Source organism: Luteimonas sp. e5 (genome assembly GCF_054031035.1).
Genome location: NZ_JBSTRX010000003.1, coordinates 452,083 through 469,408, shown reverse-complemented (window position 1 = coordinate 469,408; position 17,326 = coordinate 452,083). Strand labels below are relative to the sequence as shown.

The 17,326-nt window shown below is 67.2% G+C and carries 17 protein-coding genes; 5 read left to right on the top strand and 12 right to left on the bottom strand.

Features of this window, described 5'->3' with window-relative positions; translation table 11 throughout:
• Window positions 1–7 precede the first annotated feature (7 nt).
• Window positions 8–775, bottom strand: coding sequence for a sensor histidine kinase (locus ACW11F_RS11300; RefSeq protein WP_456997017.1), 768 nt, complete (start codon window positions 773–775; stop codon window positions 8–10).
• 96 nt (window positions 776–871) lie between these two features.
• On the opposite strand from ACW11F_RS11300, the gene ACW11F_RS11295 reads away from it, so the two are divergent.
• The gene (locus tag ACW11F_RS11295; protein WP_456997016.1) at window positions 872–2,668 is read left to right on the top strand and encodes an SLC13 family permease; all 1,797 of its coding nucleotides are present in this window, start codon (window positions 872–874) and stop codon (window positions 2,666–2,668) included.
• Window positions 2,669–2,695: 27 nt separating this feature from the next.
• On the opposite strand, the gene ACW11F_RS11290 is transcribed toward ACW11F_RS11295, so the two are convergent.
• Entirely contained in the window at window positions 2,696–3,802 is a 1,107-nt protein-coding gene (locus ACW11F_RS11290) for a PA0069 family radical SAM protein (RefSeq protein WP_456997015.1), read from the bottom strand.
• Between the two features lie 50 nt (window positions 3,803–3,852).
• Here ACW11F_RS11290 and cls point away from each other — a divergent pair, with 50 nt between their 5' ends.
• From cls to ACW11F_RS11275, 3 genes are all read left to right on the top strand, one after another.
• Window positions 3,853–5,319: a cardiolipin synthase gene (gene cls, locus ACW11F_RS11285; RefSeq protein ID WP_456997014.1), complete on the top strand. Its 1,467-nt coding sequence runs from the start codon at window positions 3,853–3,855 to the stop codon at window positions 5,317–5,319.
• 91 nt (window positions 5,320–5,410) lie between these two features.
• Window positions 5,411–5,854, top strand: coding sequence for a hypothetical protein (locus ACW11F_RS11280; RefSeq protein ID WP_456997013.1), 444 nt, complete (start codon window positions 5,411–5,413; stop codon window positions 5,852–5,854).
• Between the two features lie 21 nt (window positions 5,855–5,875).
• A complete protein-coding gene (locus ACW11F_RS11275) occupies window positions 5,876–6,631 on the top strand; it encodes a pyridoxine 5'-phosphate synthase (protein ID WP_456997012.1) in 756 nt (251 codons plus the stop codon).
• A 72-nt stretch (window positions 6,632–6,703) separates the two neighbouring features.
• On the opposite strand, the gene ACW11F_RS11270 is transcribed toward ACW11F_RS11275, so the two are convergent.
• The 8 genes from ACW11F_RS11270 to gyrB form a co-directional block, all read right to left on the bottom strand.
• Window positions 6,704–7,120 carry an ExbD/TolR family protein gene (locus ACW11F_RS11270; RefSeq protein ID WP_456997011.1) on the bottom strand — a complete coding sequence of 139 codons (417 nt, stop codon included), beginning with the start codon at window positions 7,118–7,120 and terminating at the stop codon, window positions 6,704–6,706.
• 13 nt (window positions 7,121–7,133) lie between these two features.
• A complete protein-coding gene (locus ACW11F_RS11265) occupies window positions 7,134–7,556 on the bottom strand; it encodes an ExbD/TolR family protein (RefSeq protein ID WP_456997010.1) in 423 nt (140 codons plus the stop codon).
• Between the two features lie 46 nt (window positions 7,557–7,602).
• Window positions 7,603–8,343 carry a MotA/TolQ/ExbB proton channel family protein gene (locus ACW11F_RS11260; RefSeq protein ID WP_456997008.1) on the bottom strand — a complete coding sequence of 247 codons (741 nt, stop codon included), beginning with the start codon at window positions 8,341–8,343 and terminating at the stop codon, window positions 7,603–7,605.
• A 69-nt stretch (window positions 8,344–8,412) separates the two neighbouring features.
• Window positions 8,413–9,093 (bottom strand): energy transducer TonB, encoded by a 681-nt coding sequence (locus ACW11F_RS11255; RefSeq protein ID WP_456997007.1) that lies wholly within the window; start codon window positions 9,091–9,093, stop codon window positions 8,413–8,415.
• A 143-nt stretch (window positions 9,094–9,236) separates the two neighbouring features.
• Window positions 9,237–10,325, bottom strand: coding sequence for a tetratricopeptide repeat protein (locus tag ACW11F_RS11250; RefSeq protein ID WP_456997006.1), 1,089 nt, complete (start codon window positions 10,323–10,325; stop codon window positions 9,237–9,239).
• A 118-nt stretch (window positions 10,326–10,443) separates the two neighbouring features.
• The gene (locus ACW11F_RS11245) at window positions 10,444–11,265 is read right to left on the bottom strand and encodes a M48 family metallopeptidase (RefSeq protein ID WP_456997005.1); all 822 of its coding nucleotides are present in this window, start codon (window positions 11,263–11,265) and stop codon (window positions 10,444–10,446) included.
• 79 nt (window positions 11,266–11,344) lie between these two features.
• Window positions 11,345–12,154, bottom strand: a complete 810-nt coding sequence (locus tag ACW11F_RS11240) for a CPBP family intramembrane glutamic endopeptidase (RefSeq protein WP_456997004.1) — start codon at window positions 12,152–12,154, stop codon at window positions 11,345–11,347.
• A gap of 69 nt (window positions 12,155–12,223) precedes the next feature.
• The gene (gene gyrB, locus ACW11F_RS11235; RefSeq protein ID WP_456997003.1) at window positions 12,224–14,671 is read right to left on the bottom strand and encodes a DNA topoisomerase (ATP-hydrolyzing) subunit B; all 2,448 of its coding nucleotides are present in this window, start codon (window positions 14,669–14,671) and stop codon (window positions 12,224–12,226) included.
• Window positions 14,672–14,675: 4 nt separating this feature from the next.
• Here gyrB and ACW11F_RS11230 point away from each other — a divergent pair, with 4 nt between their 5' ends.
• The gene (locus ACW11F_RS11230) at window positions 14,676–14,822 is read left to right on the top strand and encodes a hypothetical protein (RefSeq protein WP_456997002.1); all 147 of its coding nucleotides are present in this window, start codon (window positions 14,676–14,678) and stop codon (window positions 14,820–14,822) included.
• Window positions 14,823–14,942: 120 nt separating this feature from the next.
• On the opposite strand, the gene recF is transcribed toward ACW11F_RS11230, so the two are convergent.
• Together recF and dnaN are read right to left on the bottom strand one after the other, a co-directional pair.
• Window positions 14,943–16,028 (bottom strand): DNA replication/repair protein RecF, encoded by a 1,086-nt coding sequence (recF, locus tag ACW11F_RS11225; RefSeq protein WP_456997001.1) that lies wholly within the window; start codon window positions 16,026–16,028, stop codon window positions 14,943–14,945.
• Between the two features lie 106 nt (window positions 16,029–16,134).
• Window positions 16,135–17,232: a DNA polymerase III subunit beta gene (gene dnaN / locus ACW11F_RS11220; RefSeq protein ID WP_456997000.1), complete on the bottom strand. Its 1,098-nt coding sequence runs from the start codon at window positions 17,230–17,232 to the stop codon at window positions 16,135–16,137.
• Between the last annotated feature and the right edge of the window lie 94 nt (window positions 17,233–17,326).

Here is a 17,326-nt window from a genome sequence, read left to right as displayed (position 1 = left end):
GTGAGCCTCAGTCCTCGTGCGTGCCTGCCGGCAGACGCAGGTGCAAGGTGGTGCCCTGCCCGGGAGCGGATTCGGCATGAATCGAGCCGCCCTGCTGCTCGACGATCGCCTCGGCAATGGCCAGGCCGAGGCCGACGCCACCGCCGCGGCTTTCCGGATGCAGGCGCAGGAACGGGGCGAACGGCTGCTGGCCATCGCGCAATTCCATGCCCACGCCGTTGTCGCTGATGCGCAATGCCAGCATCGCCCCGTCGCGCTCGCCCTCGATGCGCACGCGTAACGGCCGCTGCGGATCGGCGAACTTCAGGCTGTTGTCGAACACCTTGTCCAGCATCTGTTTCAGGCGACTCTCGTCGCCGCGCGCCTGAAGCCCCGGCTGCACCTCCAGCTGCGCGCCCTCCGCCGGCCGCAACACCTGTGCATCCATCCAGGCCCAGTCGGCGACGAAACCGATATCCACATCGTCCCCGCGCGTGCCGAGCGGATCGATGCGCGCATATTCGAGCAGCGCATCGATCAGTCCCCCCATGCGCGCCGCACTGTCGCGGATGCGCGTTGCCAGCGGCGAAGCCTCGGCGTCGGGTTCGGCCTGCTGCAGACGCCAGGCCATGGCATCGATGGTGCGCAACGGGCCGCGCAAGTCATGCGAGATGCCCTGCAACAGCGTGGCCTGGCGCCGCTGCAGGATTTCCAGCCGCCGTTCAAGCCCATCCGCCGCTGTCGGCGTGGCATCGCGACGGGGATCCTCCGGCTCGGCAGGCACGGCTTGGCTCATGTGCAAGGGTTTGCGGGAACGAGTACCCAGACTAGCCAGAAACGGCGGGGGCGGCGTCTAGACCGCGTGAACGGCATCGCTGGCAGAATTGCCGCCATGGCGCTCCAGCAGATCCTGTTCCTGGTCATCCTCGCCGGCGGGCTGTACCTGTTCGTCAGCGAACGGCTGCGCGTGGACGTGACCGCGATGCTGATCCTGCTGGCGCTGGTGCTGACGCGGGTGCTGGACCCGCGGGAAGCATTGTCGGGCTTCGCCAGCGAGCCGGCGATCATCGTCGCCGCGGTATTCGTGATCTCCGGCGGGCTGGCCGCCACCGGCATCACCGAGAAACTCGGCCAGTGGATCGGCCGTGCCGCCGGTCGCAGCGAGGCACGCACCATCGCCGTGACCATGCCGGCGGTGGCCGCGCTCTCGGCCTTCACCCACCACGTGATGGTCACCGCGATGATGCTGCCGATCCTGCTGCGGCATGCGCGGGAAAACCGCCTGTCGGCCTCGCGCCTGCTGATGCCGATGTCGCTCGCGGCCTCGCTCGGCACCACCCTGACCCTGGTCAGCGCACCGGCGTTCCTGCTGGCCGACAACATGATTTCGCGCGCCGACGGCAGCAAGGGGCTCGGCATCTTCTCGATCACCCCGATCGGCATCGCGCTGGTGCTGGTCGGGGTGGTCTACATGCTGCTGGCGCGCTGGCTGATCCCCAAGCGCAGCGGCGAGCAGGCCGACGACTACCTGCGCATGGAGCGCTATCGCACCGAACTGCTGGTGCTGAAGGACTCGCGCTGGGCCACGCGCCCACTGTCCGAACTGCAGAAGGCGTTCAACGTGCGCGTGCTGGGCTGGATCCGCGACCGCCAGCGGCGCGACGACCTCAACGCCGACAGTCCGCTGCTGTCGGGCGACATCCTGCTGGTGGAAGCCCCCGCCGACGAGTTGAAGTCGATGCACGATGACGGCGGGCTGGATCTGTACGCCCTCAACCGGCATGCCGACACGGTGACCGGCGAGGGCGACTCCGAATTCGTGCAGGCAGTGGTCGCGCCGGGCTCGGAGTTCATCGGTCGTTCAATCCAGGAGCTGGACTTCTCCAAACAGTTCAACGCGATCATCGCCGGCCTGTGGCGGCGTGAAGGCTCGATCGCGCCGCGGCTGTCGGACGCGCGCCTGCGCGAGGGCGACCTCCTGGTGCTGTGGAGCAAACCGGCGCGCTTCGCCGAACTGGCGCAGCACCACGGCTTCCTGATGCTGGTGCCGTTCTCCGGCGAGACCCGGCGCCGGGTGCGCGCGCCGCTGGCACTGGCGATCCTGGTCGCCACCGTGCTCGCCGCCGCCACCGAATGGCTGTCGCCGCCGCTGGCGTTCCTGATGGGCGCGGTGGCGATGGTGGTCACCCGTTGCGTGGACATCGAGCGCGCCTACCGCGGCATCGACGTGCGCATCTTCGTGATGATCGCCGGGGTGATCCCGCTCGGCATCGCGATGGAAAAGACCGGCACCGCGGATCTGCTTGCCGGCGGCCTGCTGCACGTGATCGAGGACTGGCCGGCGCTGGCGATCCTGCTGGTGATGTTCACCGTGGCCGCGTTCCTGACCCAGGTGATGTCCGATGCCGCCACCACCGCGCTGCTGGCGCCGATCGCGATTTCGCTGGCACAGGCACTGGGCCAGCCGATCACGCCGTTCGTGGTGTGCACCGCGCTCGGCGCGGTGGTCGCCTTCCTCACCCCCATCGGCCACCACGGCAACCTGCTGATCCTCGGCCCCGGGCGTTATACCTTCGGTGATTTCCTCAAGATCGGCCTGCCTCTGACTGTGCTGATCGCGTTGGTCAGCGCATGGATGGCGCGGTGGCTGTGGATGGGTGGGCCGCTGTGGCCGGACTGGTTCGGTTGAGCGACGCCGCGCCCGGCCACGTGATGCTCAGAACAACTCGCCCTGCGCTGAATCCGGACGCGGTGCGACGAAGGCGGAAGCATCCAGTTCCGGGATGCCGGGAAAACCGAGCTTGCGTCGCGCCTTGGCAAAGCGCTGCGCGATGAGCTCGGCGAACGGGCCCTGGCCGCGCATGCGGCTGCCGAACGCGCTGTCATAGTCCTTGCCGCCACGCATCTGCCGCATCACGCTCATCACGTGTGCGGCACGTTCGGGGTAATGCAACTCAAGCCATTCGCGCCAGATTTCCTTGAGCTCGTGCGGCAGGCGCAGCAGCACGTAGCCCGCGCTTTGCGCACCGGCCTCGTGCACCGCTTGCAGGATGGCCTCCAGTTCGTGGTCGGTGATCAGCGGGATCACCGGCGCCAGCATCGCCCCCACCGGTACCCCGGCGGCGCGCAACGCGCGGATGTTGGCCAGGCGCGTGTGCGGCGCGGCCGCACGTGGCTCGAGCCGCGCCGAAAGCCGGTTGTCCAGCGTGGTCACCGAGATCATCACCTGCACCAGACGCCGCCGTGCCAGTTCCGACAACAGGTCAAGGTCGCGCAGGATCGAGGCCGACTTGGTCACGATCGACAGCGGATGCCGTGCCTCCAGCAACACCTGGAGACACTCGCGGCTGATGCGGTATTCGCGCTCGATCGGCTGCCAGCCATCGGTATTGATGCCCAGCGCGATCGGCCGCGGCACGTAGCCGGGCCTGGCCAGTTCCGCCCGCAGGCGCTCGGCGGCATTGGTCTTGGCGCTCAGCCGGGTTTCGAAATCCAGCCCCGGCGAGAGATCCAGATAGGCATGGGAGGGCCGCGCGAAGCAGTACACGCAGCCATGCTCGCAACCGCGATACGGGTTGACCGACTGCGAGAAGCCCACGTCCGGCGACTGGTTGCGGCTGATGATGCGACGCGCACGCTCGATGCGCACCTCGGTGCGCGGCGCCGCCTGCGGATCGGTATCGTCATGCGCATGCAACGAGCCCCAGCCATCGTCCACCGCGATGTCCACGCTTTTCTCGAAACGTCCGACGGTGCGCGACGCGGCACCCCGCCCCTTGATCGGCGCGCTCGCCGGCAGGCGGATTTTGTCGTGTGCAGCCATGCGGTTAGCCTAGCCTCCGGGGGTCGCGCAGGCTGCGACCGGAGACGATGATGGAGGCTGGAATCCTGAACGCGGTCAGCGAGGGGTGGCAGGCATTGTGGAACATCCCCTACATCACGACCTGGCTGACCGTGGGCTGGGTGGCCTACCTCATCGGGCTGGGCATGTGGATCGTGCTGCAGAAGCGCGAGCCGGCGGCCACGCTGAGTTGGCTGCTGTCGCTGGCCCTGCTGCCCTATCTCGGCTTCCTCATCTACTACCTGTTCGGCCCGCAGAAGATCGAACGCCATCGCCTGCGCCGGGCCCGTCGCCGGGTCGCGCTGGATGCGCTCGATGCGCACAGCGAACGGCCCGAATACGCCGAGCTGCAGCGCATGGTCGCCGCCTGCGCCGGCTTCCCGCCCTCCTCCGCCACGCGGCTGGAGCTGCTGGTCGACGGCGGCGGCAAGTATCCGCGCCTGCTCGCCGACATCGCCGCGGCCCGCCACGCGGTGCATCTGGAGTACTACATCTACAACCCGGACCGCACCGGCACCGAGTTGCGCGATGCGCTGGTTGCGGCCGCCACGCGCGGGGTGCGCGTGCGCCTGCTGCTGGACGCCGTCGGCGCGAAGAAATCCAGCCGCCGTTTCTTCCAGCCGCTGCTCGATGCCGGCGGCGAAGTGCAGTGGTTCCATCCGTTGCGCTTCGGCCGCATGCTGCGCTTCTGGCAGCGGCCGTGGCTCAACCTGCGCACGCACCGCAAGATCGTGGTGATCGACAGCCGCATCGGCTACACCGGCGGCATCAACATCACCGACGAGCAGGACGAGCGCCTGCGCGAGGATGCCTACCGCGATCTGCATCTGCGCATCGAAGGCGACGTGGTACGCGAACTGCAGCAGGTATTCGTCGAAGACTGGATCTATGCCGGTGCCGGACGCGAGGTGATCGGCGAGGTGGTCGCCAACCTGCCGCCACGCGAGGAAGGCGCGATCGCGGTGCAGATCGTGTCCTCGGGGCCGGATTCGCGCTGGGAAGCGATCCATCGCACCCACGTCAGCGCGATCCATGCCGCGCAGCGCCGGGTGTGGATGACCACGCCCTACTTCGTGCCCGGCGAAGCGGCGATGATGGCGCTGACCTCGGCCGCGCTGGGCGGGCTCGATGTGCGCTTGCTGGTGCCGCGCATGAGCGACAGCCGCCTGGTCACGCTGGCGGCGCGCTCCTACTACGATGCGTTGCTTGCCGCCGGGGTCAAGGTGTACGAATACGGACCGCGCCTGCTGCACAGCAAGTCGCTGCTGATCGACGATGACCTCGCCCTGATCGGCAGTGCCAACTTCGATCACCGCAGCTTCCGCCTCAATTTCGAGGTGCATGCCATGATCGAGGATGCCGGCATATGCACCCTGCTCGAGCAGCAGATCCAGAGCGAGTTCGCGCATGCCCCGCGGGTGCACGCGCCCACCGAACGGCGCAGCCTGCGCTCGCGCCTGCCCGAGGCGGTGGCACGCCTGATGTCGCCACTGCTGTAACCCGCCGGAAGGCGGTTTGCGCGACGCGAGCGGCTGCGCGTGCGTGCCGCGAACGGCTACACTGGCAACGACGCCCCGTCCGGAGCCTGCCATGCACTGGCTGCCACTGCCCGTCGCCGCCTTCGCACTGTGGGCCGCCTTGCGTACCAATTCGCTGGCGGCGATGAGTGCCTGGTTGCTGCTGGCCGCGGCATTGATCGGCTTGTGGCTGTGGTTGCGTTACCGCGCACTGTTCCCGCCGCGCAACACCGTGCTGGGGATCACCCCGCTGGATGAGGCGGAGCTGGCGCGCATGCGTGAACAGGGCCGCTCGCGCACCACCGTGCTGGGCATCCCGGCCGCCACGCCGGCCGCATCCGCACCGCCCGCCCCGGTTGCCGCGTCCGCACAGCCGCCGGCGCCATCGGACGCGCCGTCCGCCCTTCCCGTCGCCGGCGAAGCCGAACCGCCGCGCGGGCGCGCGGTGTTCACCCTGCCCGATGAGCCTCCGCGCCCGCTGGGCGTGATCGAGCCCGATGACCGCGCGCAGCGCTGAACCGCACGGCGCACGCGTTGCATGACCCGACTCAGCGTCAACGTCAACAAGATCGCACTGCTGCGCAATTCGCGTGGCGGCGACGATCCGGATGTGGTGCGCGCCGCGCGCACCTGTCTGGATGCCGGCGCGCATGGCATCACCGTGCATCCGCGTCCCGATGGCCGCCATGTCCGCACACCCGACGTGCACCGCCTGGCCGCGCTGTGCGGCGAGTACGAGGTCGAGTTCAATCTGGAAGGCAACCCCTTCGCCGCGCCGCGCCCCGGCTATCCGGGTTTCCTCGCCCTGTGCGAAGCCGTGCGCCCGGCACAGGCCACCCTGGTGCCCGACACCGATGGCCAGCTGACCTCCGACCACGGCTTCGACTTCGACCGTGACCTGCCGCGCCTGACGCCCGTGGTGCAGCGCCTGCGCGAATGGGGCTGCCGCGTCAGCCTGTTCGCCGACACCACCCATCCGGCGCTGGCGCGCGCGGGCGAATGTGGCGCCCAGCGCGTCGAGCTCTACACCGGTCCGTACGCCGAAGGCCATGCGCGCGGTGACAGCGCACCGCTGCAGGCCTGCATCCGCGCGGCGCGGGCCGCGCAAGACGCGGGGCTCGAGGTCAATGCCGGCCATGACCTGTCGCAGCACAACCTCGGCGATTTCCTGCGCGCCGTCCCCGCAGTGGTCGAGGTCTCGATCGGCCACGCCTTGATCGGCGAAGCGCTGTACGCCGGGCTCGACACCACCGTGCGGCGCTACCTCGAGATCATAAAAAACGCCGCCCATTGAGGGCGGCGTCATCCAATGTGCCGAAGCCGGGGCGGGTCATGCGGCCGCCGCGGCATTCGGCCTGATCGGTGCTCAGTCGGTCGGCTGCATGAAGCCGATCTTCTGCATGTCCGCGTTCTTGGCCGCGGCCAGCACCCGCGCAAGCACTTCGTACTCGGCGTTGTCGCTGGTCTGGATCTGCAGCTGCGGCTGGTTGGTCGGATCCTTCTGCACCTCGGTGGTCATCATGTTCTGCAGGGCGCTGACCGGGGTCAGGGTATCGTTCCAGAACACCTGGCCGCCGGCATCGATGCGCAGCTTGATCGGTTCCGGCGGATCCGCGGGCGGTTCCGGCGGGTTGTCGGTCTTCTGCGGCAGGTCGATCTGGATCGGGTACGACTGGATCGGCATGGTGACCATGAAGATGATCAACAGCACCAGCATCACGTCCACCAGGGGGGTGACGTTGATGTTGTTCATCGGGCCGCTGGATTGCGAAGCAAATGCCATCGGGCGTTCCTCGTCAGTGTCGTTCGGCGATGGCGACGTAGCCGATGTCCAGCATGCCCTGTGCCTGGGCGATGCGGGTCACGTCGTTGATCACGCCGAGCTTGGTGGTGCGGTCGCCGCGCACGTTCAGCTTGGGCTGCGGCTGCTGCTGCGCGGCGCTGGAAAGACGGCTTTCCAGCAGGTCGCGGGTGATCGGCTCGTCGTTCCAGAACAGGTCACCGGATTCGGTCACCGACAACGTGATCGGACTCGGGCCCGGGCCTGCTTCCGGCTTGTTGGCAAGATCCGCACGCGGCAGTTCCACCTGGGTCTTGTGGTTCATCAGCGGCGTGGTCACCATGAAGATGATCAGCAGCACCAGCATCACGTCCACCAGGGGCGTGACGTTGATCTCGTTCATCGGCCCGCTGGTCGGACCCGCACTACTCATTGCCATTGTTCAAATCCTCGCTGGAACCAGGCCGCTGAGGGGAGGCGCGCAATCAGCGCGCCACCTCGCTCTTGCGCGAACCCGTGGCGAAGAAGTCGTGCAGGTCGTGCGCGAAGGCATCGAACTTGGCCACGATGTCGCGGTTCTGGCGGCTGAAGAAGTTGTAGATGATCACCGCCGGAATCGCCACGAACAGGCCGATCGCGGTCATGATCAGGGCTTCACCCACCGGGCCGGCGACGGCGGAGATCGAGGCATCGCCGCTGGCGCCCATCGCGATCAGCGCGTGGTAGATGCCCCACACCGTACCCAGCAGACCGATGAACGGCGCGGTCGCACCGGCCGAGGCCAGCAGCGTCATGCCGTTTTCCAGGCGCGAGCTTTCGCGGGTCACGGCCTGGCGCAGGGCGCGGTCGATCAGTTCCGAACGGCTCATGGTGCCGGTCAGGCGGCTTTCGTCCTGACGCTGGTGCAGGGCGGCAGCCTGCGCCGCATCCAGGGCGATCTTGGAGAACGGCTCGCCCGGCGGCTGCTCTTCCATGTAACGCAGGGCGTCCTGGGCATTGGGCGTCTGCCAGAAGGTGCCGACGACGCGATCGGCGCTGCCACGCAATTGCGCGTACTTCACCGACTTCACGACCAGGTAGTAGATGCAGAGGACGGAGAGCAGGACCAGGCTCAGGAACACGACCCAAAGCAGCAAGTCGAACTGCTGGATCAGGTCCTGGAAGCCCATGGACTTGAAGGCTTCGGCATTGGAACCGCCGGTGGGCGCGGGAGTTTGCTGCAGCATGACGCTTACCTTTTCTAGTGGATGAAAGGACCCGAAGGCCGAGTTTATAACGCGGATGGGAGAAGAAAGTCAGTTCAGGTTGAAGGCGATGTCGATGAAGCCACTGCCATCACCCGAGCCGGGGCACAGTTTCCAGCGGCGCACCGCGCTGACCGCGGCGCGGTCGAGGTCGCGGTTGCCACTGCCACGGCCCACCGAAACGTTGGTGATGGCACCTGAGTTGTTGTAGCTGACGTTCACCCGCACGTTGCCGGTGATGCCGGCGCGCAGGGCTTCACGCGGGTACTGCGGATCCACGCGCGAGCAGATGCTCGCGGTGAGATCGCCCGAGGGCGGGCTCGGTGGCGCGGGTGCCGGGGCCGGCGGCGCCGGCGGCGCCGGCGGCGGTGCCTGCACGTCCACCGCACGCGGGGTGTCGGTGATGATCGGCGGGGCCTCGACCGGCGGCGGCTGGATCTGCGGACGCGGCTGCGGCGGCTGCGGCTGCGGCGTCAGCTTGATCTCCTTCGGCGGCTCCTTCGGCGGCGGCGGCGGCGGCGGCGGCGGTGGCGGCGGATCGATGAAGTTGACCGCGACGCGGTCCTTCTCCACCACTTCCTTGGCCGGCGGGGTGACCGGGGCCAACATCAGCAGCAGCGCACCGACATGGACCGCAATGGCGACGGTGATGCCCGCAATGCGGGCCCAACTCAGACCTTCGTCCTCGTCTTTTTCGGGGATGTACACGTAGCGGGCGGTGGTATCCGTCATTCGTCGGAGCTCATTGCTTGTGACGCCGTGGCGCCGGGAAATCTCGACCTGCATTTCAGGGGCAGGAACCGTTTAGCTTACCCCAAGAAACCGATCATGCGCATGCCCGGTGACAGGGACCGGGCATGCATTGTGGGTCGGAATTATTTCAGATTCGACAGCCGCTCGGCTTCGGCACGATTTTTCACGCCCTTCGCCAGCGCCTGCTTGGCGGCTTCACGCGCCTTGGCCTTGTCCTGCTGCTGACTGTAGATCTTGGCCAGGTTGAGCCAGCCTTCGCCATCGCTCAGCAGCGGCGCGGCCTCGGCGTAGTAGCGGGCCGCGGCTTCCATGTCCTCGTCGAAATAGGCGCGATTGGCGGTCACCGACCACGCCTTGCCGAGGTCCTCGTTCTTCGGCAGCACGCCCTTGGCCACGCCGTCCTCGATCACCTGTGCCGCCTCGCGCCACTTCTCGTCATTGAGCAGGCCCGAGTACAGCGCGCGGTACTCGCGCTCCTCGTCCAGCAGGCCACGCTTGTGCGCGTCCATCAGCAACGCATTGGCCTCGGAGAACTTGTCCGCCTGCTGCAGCGTGGCGACCGCGTTCATCAGCAGCTTCTTGTCGTCAGGGCTCTTGGCCAGCAGTTGCTGGAACAGGGCCGCCGCTTCGGCATGGCGGTTGGCGGCGGCCAGCAGGCTGCCCTTCATGGTCAGGTACTTGGGATCCTCGCTGCGGGTTTCGGACAGGAAGCGGTCGATGGTGGCGATCGCCGCATCCCACTGCTCCTGCTGCGACTGCAGCACCGCGAGGTTGCTCATCATGCGGTAGTGGCTGTTGTTGTCCAGGCCATCGGCATCCAGCGCCGCCTGGTACAGCGCGATCGCCTTCTCGCCCTGCTCCAGCTCGGTGGCGGCCACGGCAGCCAATTGCAGGGCGAAGGCCTTTTCGTAGGCATTGCCGGCATTGCCGGAGAACGCTTCGGCCTTCTCCAGCAGCTCGGCGAACTTGTCTTCGTCGTACAGCTTGCCGAGCGCCTGCAGCTGCTTGGCGCCCTTCTCGGTGGTCTGTGCCTTGGGTTCCTCACGCGTGGCGTTGGGGAACTCGGGTGCCGGCTTGTTGGCTTGCGCCTTGGCACTGCTGCTGCGGCGCTCGCGCTTGCCCGCCAACTGCGCCGACGCATCGGGCGCGGCGATCAGGCCGGCGAGCGTGAGTGCGATCGCGGAAACAAGGATGCGGGGAGCGAAGTTCATGTGGGGATCTCCTGTGGGGGCGCCGACTGCGCGCCTGTGTGGCGACAAACCTAGCAGATTGCGACCAGCCTGCGCAGCTTGCACCCGCACAAAATCCCGTGCATGACGTGCCGGGCGTTCAGCCGCAGGCCGGCCGCCGGCCGCTGGCGCGGGCCTGTTCGTAGGTGCTCATCAAGCCGCTGGCGCGCTGGCTCATCTCGGACAGGCGCGAGTTCGGATCGGGGTGCGTGGACAGCCATTGCGGCGGGCGGCTGCCGCCGGCCTGGATCATGTTCTGCCACAGGTTGACCGCCTGCCGCGGGTCATACCCGGCGCGTGCCATCAGTTGCTGGCCGACCACGTCCGCTTCGGTCTCCTGATCACGCGAACCCGGCAGCAGGAAGCCGGTCTGCGCCAGGATGCTGCCGCCTTGCATCGCGGCCTCGCCGATGCCTTGGCCGTAGCGCGAGCCGAGGATCGCGCCGACCACCTGCAAGGCGCCCTGCGCGCCCAGTTGTCGCGTGATGCGCTCGTTGTGGTGGTTGGACACCACGTGCCCCACTTCATGCGCGATCACCGCCGCCAGTTGGTCCTGATTGCGCGCCACGCTGAAGATGCCGGTGTACAGGCCGACCTTGCCGCCCGGCAGGGCGAAGGCATTGGGATTGTTGTCGTTGAACACCGCCGACTCCCAGCGGTAGCGCTGCCAGTCGGCGGGCAGCTGCTGCACGATGCTGTTCACCACGCAGCTGACATAGGCGCGCTGCCGCGCATCGCTGGTCTGTGCCTTCTGCGCCTTGAGCTGGGCGAAGGCCTGCTCGCCCATCTGGTCGAGCTGCTGCTGCGAAACCGCACCGACCATCTGCGTGCGCCCGGTCGGCGAGGTGGTGGTGGCGCAGGCCGCCAAAGCGGTGGCGATGGCGGCGGCAAGCACCACGGAACGGGGAAAGGACGGGCGCATCACGGACTCCGGATCGGCAGGGTGAGAGTCCTTGTTTACCCGTGCCGGGTTGAAGCCGGCGTCAAACCCGGCCCCCCGTTCAGCTGGCGTATCCGGCCAGCAGCATGGCGCTGGCGCAGGCATTGTTGGTTGCATGCGCCACCACCGCGGTCCACCAGGCCTGATGGCGGTGGTAAATCCACGCGAACGCGGCACCCATCGCAGCATAGAACAGCAACAGGATCAGAGTGCCCTGCCACTGCTCATCGCCCGGCGTCGGGAATTCGTGCATCAACGCGAACACCGCGCCGGTCAGCCACATGCCGCGGCGGGCATGGCCGGCAGCCCACAGGCGAGCGAACATCACCCGCCGGAACAGCAGTTCCTCGCCCAACGGGGCGACCAGCACCACCAGCCACAGCAGCAGCCACGGGCTGCTCGCCTGCACCGCGAGGATCATCGGCAGGTTGGTCGGCGTCGGCGCCATCTGCCACTGGTCCAACGTCCACAGCAAGGCCGTGCTGAACAGGAAGAATCCGAGCCCGAGCCCGGTCGATTCCAGCCACGGGCGTGCCTGACGCAGACGCGAACGCACGGTGGCGATCTCCGCGGCGCTGGCCCGACGCCGCAACAGGTACACCCCCCATGCGGCCAATGCCATCGCCACGCTGCCACTGACCATCAGAACCGCCGCACCCGGCTCGCCGACCCGCTGCATCAGCTCCGCGGAGTCGGCGGCCGACACGTCAGCGGAACGCAACACGGTGATCGCGCGCCAGGCGCCCCACCCCGCCATGGCGAGGAAGGTGAGGAACAGCATCAGCACCATGGCCAGAGCGAAGTCCAGCCACATCGCCCAGTACGGATGGCGCTGCGACCACCTCGGCGGCATGGTTGCCGCGCCGGCCATGTCAACCTCCGGCGCAGGCGGCGGTGAAGCAGTGGAACGAACTTCGTTCATCACCCGCGTGCTTCCCGGTCAGATGTCGAGGTTGCCGGCCTTGAGCGCGTTATCCTCAATGAACTCGCGACGCGGCTCGACCACATCACCCATCAGCGTGGTGAAGATCTGATCGGCGGCGACCGCGTCTTCGATGCGCACCTGCAGCAGGCGCCGGGTCTCCGGATTGACCGTGGTTTCCCACAACTGTTCCGGGTTCATTTCACCCAGGCCCTTGAAGCGCTGGATCTGGCGGCCACGACGCGCTTCGTCGAGCAACCACGCCTGCGCTTCGGAAAAGCTGGCCACCGCACTGGAACGGCTGCCGCGCACGATCTGCGCGCCGTCGCGCACCAGCCCGTGCAACAGCGCCGCGGCCTCGCGCAGCGGCTTGAGTTCGCCATGTTCGAAGATCGACAACGGCAACGCCTGGATCAGCTCCTCGCCCATGTGCGCGCGGGTGATCAGCAATGCCGGCGGACGATTGTCCTGCGCCGGCTGGAACTCCAGCCGATAGCGCGGCTGACCCAGCCCGCCGCGGTTGAGCCGCGCGGCCAGGGCTTCAAGCTCATGCCGCTCGTCGGTGTTGTCGGCCAGGCTGGCCGCATCCAGCGGGGTGAAATCGATCAGCGCCTCGAGCACCTTCGGGTCGTAGCGATGCGCATTGCGCGCGATCGCGGCGCGTGCGCCGGCATAGGCCACCAGCAGGCGCTCCAGCGCCTCGCCCTCGATCGCCGGCTCGCCTTCGGCGGGAATCAGCGATGCGCCCTCGACCGCGTTGTTGGCGAGGTAGGCATCCAGCGCGGCATCGTCCTTCAGGTACAGCTCGTTCTTGCCCTGCTTGATCTTGTACAGCGGCGGCAGACCGATGTAGACGTGGCCACGCTCGATCAGTTCCGGCATCTGCCGGTAGAAGAAGGTCAGCAGCAGGGTGCGGATGTGCGAGCCGTCGACGTCGGCGTCGGTCATCAGGATGATGCGGTGATAGCGCAGCTTGTCCGGGTCGTACTCGTCCTTGCCGATGCCGGTGCCCAGCGCGGTGATCAGGGTGCCGACTTCGGCGCTGGAGAGCATGCGGTCGAAGCGCGCGCGCTCGACGTTGAGGATCTTGCCCTTCAGCGGCAGGATCGCCTGGGTCTTGCGGTTGCGGCCCTGTTTGGCACTGCCACCGGCCGAGTCACCCTCGACGATGAACAGTTCGGACAGCGCCGGGTCCTTTTCCTGGCAATCGGCCAGCTTGCCGGGCAACCCGGCGATGTCCAGCGCGCCCTTGCGCCGGGTCAGGTCGCGCGCCTTGCGCGCGGCCTCACGGGCACGCGCGGCATCGACGATCTTGCCGGTGATGGCACGGGCTTCGTTGGGATGTTCCTGCAGGAACTCCTGCAGGCGCGTGCCGAAGGTGCTCTCCACCACCGGTCTCACATCCGATGAAACGAGTTTTTCCTTGGTCTGGCTGGAGAAGCTCGGATCCGGCACCTTGACCGAGAGCACCGCGATCAGGCCTTCGCGCATGTCATCGCCGGACAGCTGCACCTTGGCCTGTTTGGCAATGCCGGACTGCTCGACGTAATTGCTCAGGGTGCGGGTCAGTGCCGCACGGAAGCCCTGCAAATGGGTGCCGCCATCCTTCTGCGGAATGTTGTTGGTGAAGCAGAACATGGTTTCCTGGTAGGCGTCGGTCCATTGCAGCGCCACCTCGACGGTGATGCCGTTGGCTTCGCCGGAAACCGAGATCACCTGCGGATGCAGCGGAGTTTTCAGCTGCGCCAGGTGCTCGACGAAGCTGGCGATGCCGCCTTCGTACTGGAATACCGTGCTTTCGCCCTCGCCGCGCTCATCGATCAGGGCAATGCGCACGCCCGAATTGAGGAAGGACAGTTCGCGCAGGCGCCGCGCGAGGATGTCGAAATGGAACTCGGTGTCGGTGAAGATTTCCTCCGACGGCCAGAAACGCACCAGGGTGCCACGGTTCTCGCCCTGCTCGCCGATCCGCGCCAGCGGTGCCACCGGCTCGCCGCCGCGGAACTCCAGATGGTGATGGCCGCCATCGCGCCAGATGTCCAGGGTCAGCTTTTCCGACAGCGCGTTGACCACGGACACACCGACGCCGTGCAGGCCGCCGGAGACCTTGTAGCTGTTGTCGTCGAACTTGCCGCCGGCATGCAGCACGGTCATGATCACTTCGGCCGCGCTGCGGTTTTCCTCGTGGTGGATGTCCACCGGGATGCCGCGACCGTTGTCGCGCACCGATACCGAGCCATCGGCGTGGATGGTGACGGTGATTTCGTCGGCATGCCCGGCCAGCGCCTCGTCGACGCCGTTGTCCACCACCTCGAACACCATGTGGTGCAGGCCGGTGCCATCGTGCACGTCGCCGATGTACATCCCGGGCCGTTTGCGCACGGCCTCCAGGCCACGCAACACGGTGATCTTGCTGGAATCGTAATCCTTGGTCGGCTGCTGGACAGCCTGGCTCGCGTCGGTCATCCCGATGGGCACTCCTGTGTGGCGCGAAGACAGCGCGCCGGGCGAAAAGTCAACACTAAATCATAGCATTTTCAGCGCTTTTACGCTGTTCTTCGTGATCCCGGCGCCCGCGGCGGCGGCACGCAGCCGGTTCCCTGCGGAAGAAAGCTGAATACGCTGCGCGGTGGGGAAATCGATTCGCCTTGATGGCATCGGCACGCATGGCGCCCCGCCGCGGCCGATGCTAATCCCCGCGCGGGGCCGACAGCCCCTTTGCCGCCCTGCTCCGCCATCAGGAATATGCCGACACCGTGATCGTGCCATGTTCCACGTGGAACAACGTCGCCGGGACACCGTCCAGTTCCGCAGGAAGGTCGGTTCCGGTCATGAATACTTGTGCCTCGGCAGCGCGCAATTCATCCAGCACGCGCCGCCGGTGCCGTGCATCCAGTTCCGAGGCGAAATCATCCAGCAGCACCAGCGGCCACTCACCGCGGACCTCGGCCAGGTGGCGTGCCTGGGCCAGCAGGCAGGCCAGGGCCACCAGTTTGGCCTGCCCGCGCGAATACGCCTGGCGCTGCGGGCGTGCCACGAAGGCCACGCGCCAATCGGCGCGATGCGGGCCGACGCCGGTATGTCCGAGCGCGAGATCGCGTTCGCGGCCCAGCAACACCGCATCCGCGAGGCTCATGGCCTCCTGCTTCCAGCCCGGCTGCAGCTCCAGCGCCACCAGGCCGAAATCCGGCAGCAGGCGCTCACACGCTGCCTGCAGATGCGGCAACAGCGCCGCGACATAGGCCTGCCGATGCCGCTGCAGCGGTTCGGCCGCCGCCACCAGCTCCTGATCCCAGGCTTCCAGTTGCGCCCCGGCCTGGCGCAGCTTGAGCAGACGGTTGCGCTGACGCAAGGCGCGCATGTAGCGCCGCCACAGCGGCAGGTAATCCGGTTCCACGTGGAACAAGCCCCAATCGAGGAAGCGGCGGCGGGGATCGCCACTGCCACCAAGCAAGGCATGGCTACCCGGCTCGAAAGTGACCACCGCGAACGCCGCGCACAGATCGCCCAGCTGCGCCACCGGCTCGCCGTTCAGGCGTGCCTGCCATTCGCTGCCCGCATGGCGCAAGCCGGCACGCTGGCGGCGCCCGTCCCCCACCTGCCATTCCGCGTACACCTCAAGCGCCGGCTCGCCCTCGCGGATCAGCCCGTCACGCACCCGGCCGAGGAAGCTGCGTCCGTAGCCCAGCAGGTGCAAGGCTTCCAGCACACTGGTCTTGCCGGCACCGTTCTCGCCGGTCAACAGATTGAGCCCCGCACCGGGGCACAGCTCGGCGTGCGCGATCGAGCGCACCGCCGTCAGCTTCAGTCGCTCGATGCGCATTCAACGGATCGCCAAAAGTAACCGCCCGGGCAGGCCGGGCGGTCGTGTTTCACGTGGAACAGGCCATCCCGGCCCGGATTCCATTGCATGGGTTGCAGCCATCCGGTCACAGGCGCAGCGGCATCACCACATGGCGGCTGCGCTGGTTGCCGGCTTCCTGCACCAATGCGGAAGAATTGGCGTCGCGCATCGACAGCACCACGCGTTCGTCGCGCAACGCGGCCAGCGCTTCGAGCAGGTAATTCACGTTGAACCCGATCGCCAGATCGCTGACCGGGGTCTGTGCCTCCAGCTCTTCCTGGGCCTCTTCCTGCTCGGGGTTGTGGCTCTGGATGCGCAACAGATCCGGCTGCACCTCGATGCGCACGCCGCGGTATTTCTCGTTGGACAGGATCGCCGCACGCTGCAATGCCGCACGCAGGGCTTCGCGGTCCACGCTGACCTGCTTGTCGGCACCGATTGGAATCACCGCTTCGTAGTCCGGGAAGCGCCCGTCGATCAGCTTCGAAGTGAAGGTCACATCATCGCGCTTGACCCGGATGTGGCTGCGCCCGAGTTCGAGATCCAGCACCCGCTCGCCCCCTTCCAGCAGGCGCTGCAGTTCCTGCACGCCCTTGCGCGGCACGATGATCTGCCGCTTCTGGCCGCCCTGGTCTAGTTCGGCCTCGCACAGCGCCAGGCGATGACCATCGGTGGCCACGCAACGCAACTGGCCCTCGCGCAGGTCGAACAACAGGCCGTTGAGGTAGTAACGCACGTCCTGCTGAGCCATGGCGAAGGCGGTGCGGTCGATCAGTTCCTTGAGCGCGGACTCCGCGACCTGCACGTGCTCGGTCGCATCGACCTCGTCGATCGAGGGGAAATCGTTGGCCGGCAGACTGGCCAGGCTGAAACGGCTGCGTCCGGCCTGCACCGTGATCTTGTCGCCGCCCTGGCTCACCGAGACCTTGCTGCCATCGGGCAGGGCGCGCACGATGTCGAAGAACTTGCGTGCGGGGATGGTGGTTTCCCCCGCTTCGGTGTCCGCGGCTTCGGCCCGCGCGATCATTTCCACTTCGAGGTCGGTACCGGTCAGGGAAATCCGACCGTCTTCCACCTGCAACAGCAGATTGGCCAGCACCGGCAGGGTCTGTCGACGTTCGACCACGTTGACGACTTGCGACAGGGGTTTGAGCAGGGCTTCGCGTTGCAGGGAGAAGCGCATGGAGTGGGTTCCTCGGATCGTCGGGCAGTAAAGCTCTTAAGTGGATAAATACATCAAAGGCGGTGGTGTTGGGGGCAGGGGATTGCCGGTATAA

What these genes read in the sequence shown, in the direction of transcription:
- ACW11F_RS11270 (WP_456997011.1), bottom strand. Translation starts at nt 7,120, where the DNA reads ATGGCATTTGCTTCGCAATCCAGCGGCCCGATGAACAACATCAACGTC.
- ACW11F_RS11260 (WP_456997008.1), bottom strand. Translation starts at nt 8,343, where the DNA reads ATGCTGCAGCAAACTCCCGCGCCCACCGGCGGTTCCAATGCCGAAGCC.
- ACW11F_RS11255 (WP_456997007.1), bottom strand. Translation starts at nt 9,093, where the DNA reads ATGACGGATACCACCGCCCGCTACGTGTACATCCCCGAAAAAGACGAG.
- ACW11F_RS11295 (WP_456997016.1), top strand. Translation starts at nt 872, where the DNA reads ATGGCGCTCCAGCAGATCCTGTTCCTGGTCATCCTCGCCGGCGGGCTG.
- ACW11F_RS11240 (WP_456997004.1), bottom strand. Translation starts at nt 12,154, where the DNA reads ATGGCCGGCGCGGCAACCATGCCGCCGAGGTGGTCGCAGCGCCATCCG.
- gyrB (WP_456997003.1), bottom strand. Translation starts at nt 14,671, where the DNA reads ATGACCGACGCGAGCCAGGCTGTCCAGCAGCCGACCAAGGATTACGAT.
- ACW11F_RS11265 (WP_456997010.1), bottom strand. Translation starts at nt 7,556, where the DNA reads ATGGCAATGAGTAGTGCGGGTCCGACCAGCGGGCCGATGAACGAGATC.
- ACW11F_RS11290 (WP_456997015.1), bottom strand. Translation starts at nt 3,802, where the DNA reads ATGGCTGCACACGACAAAATCCGCCTGCCGGCGAGCGCGCCGATCAAG.
- cls (WP_456997014.1), top strand. Translation starts at nt 3,853, where the DNA reads ATGGAGGCTGGAATCCTGAACGCGGTCAGCGAGGGGTGGCAGGCATTG.
- ACW11F_RS11250 (WP_456997006.1), bottom strand. Translation starts at nt 10,325, where the DNA reads ATGAACTTCGCTCCCCGCATCCTTGTTTCCGCGATCGCACTCACGCTC.
- dnaN (WP_456997000.1), bottom strand. Translation starts at nt 17,232, where the DNA reads ATGCGCTTCTCCCTGCAACGCGAAGCCCTGCTCAAACCCCTGTCGCAA.
- recF (WP_456997001.1), bottom strand. Translation starts at nt 16,028, where the DNA reads ATGCGCATCGAGCGACTGAAGCTGACGGCGGTGCGCTCGATCGCGCAC.
- ACW11F_RS11280 (WP_456997013.1), top strand. Translation starts at nt 5,411, where the DNA reads ATGCACTGGCTGCCACTGCCCGTCGCCGCCTTCGCACTGTGGGCCGCC.
- ACW11F_RS11230 (WP_456997002.1), top strand. Translation starts at nt 14,676, where the DNA reads ATGGGCACTCCTGTGTGGCGCGAAGACAGCGCGCCGGGCGAAAAGTCA.
- ACW11F_RS11275 (WP_456997012.1), top strand. Translation starts at nt 5,876, where the DNA reads ATGACCCGACTCAGCGTCAACGTCAACAAGATCGCACTGCTGCGCAAT.
- ACW11F_RS11300 (WP_456997017.1), bottom strand. Translation starts at nt 775, where the DNA reads ATGAGCCAAGCCGTGCCTGCCGAGCCGGAGGATCCCCGTCGCGATGCC.
- ACW11F_RS11245 (WP_456997005.1), bottom strand. Translation starts at nt 11,265, where the DNA reads ATGCGCCCGTCCTTTCCCCGTTCCGTGGTGCTTGCCGCCGCCATCGCC.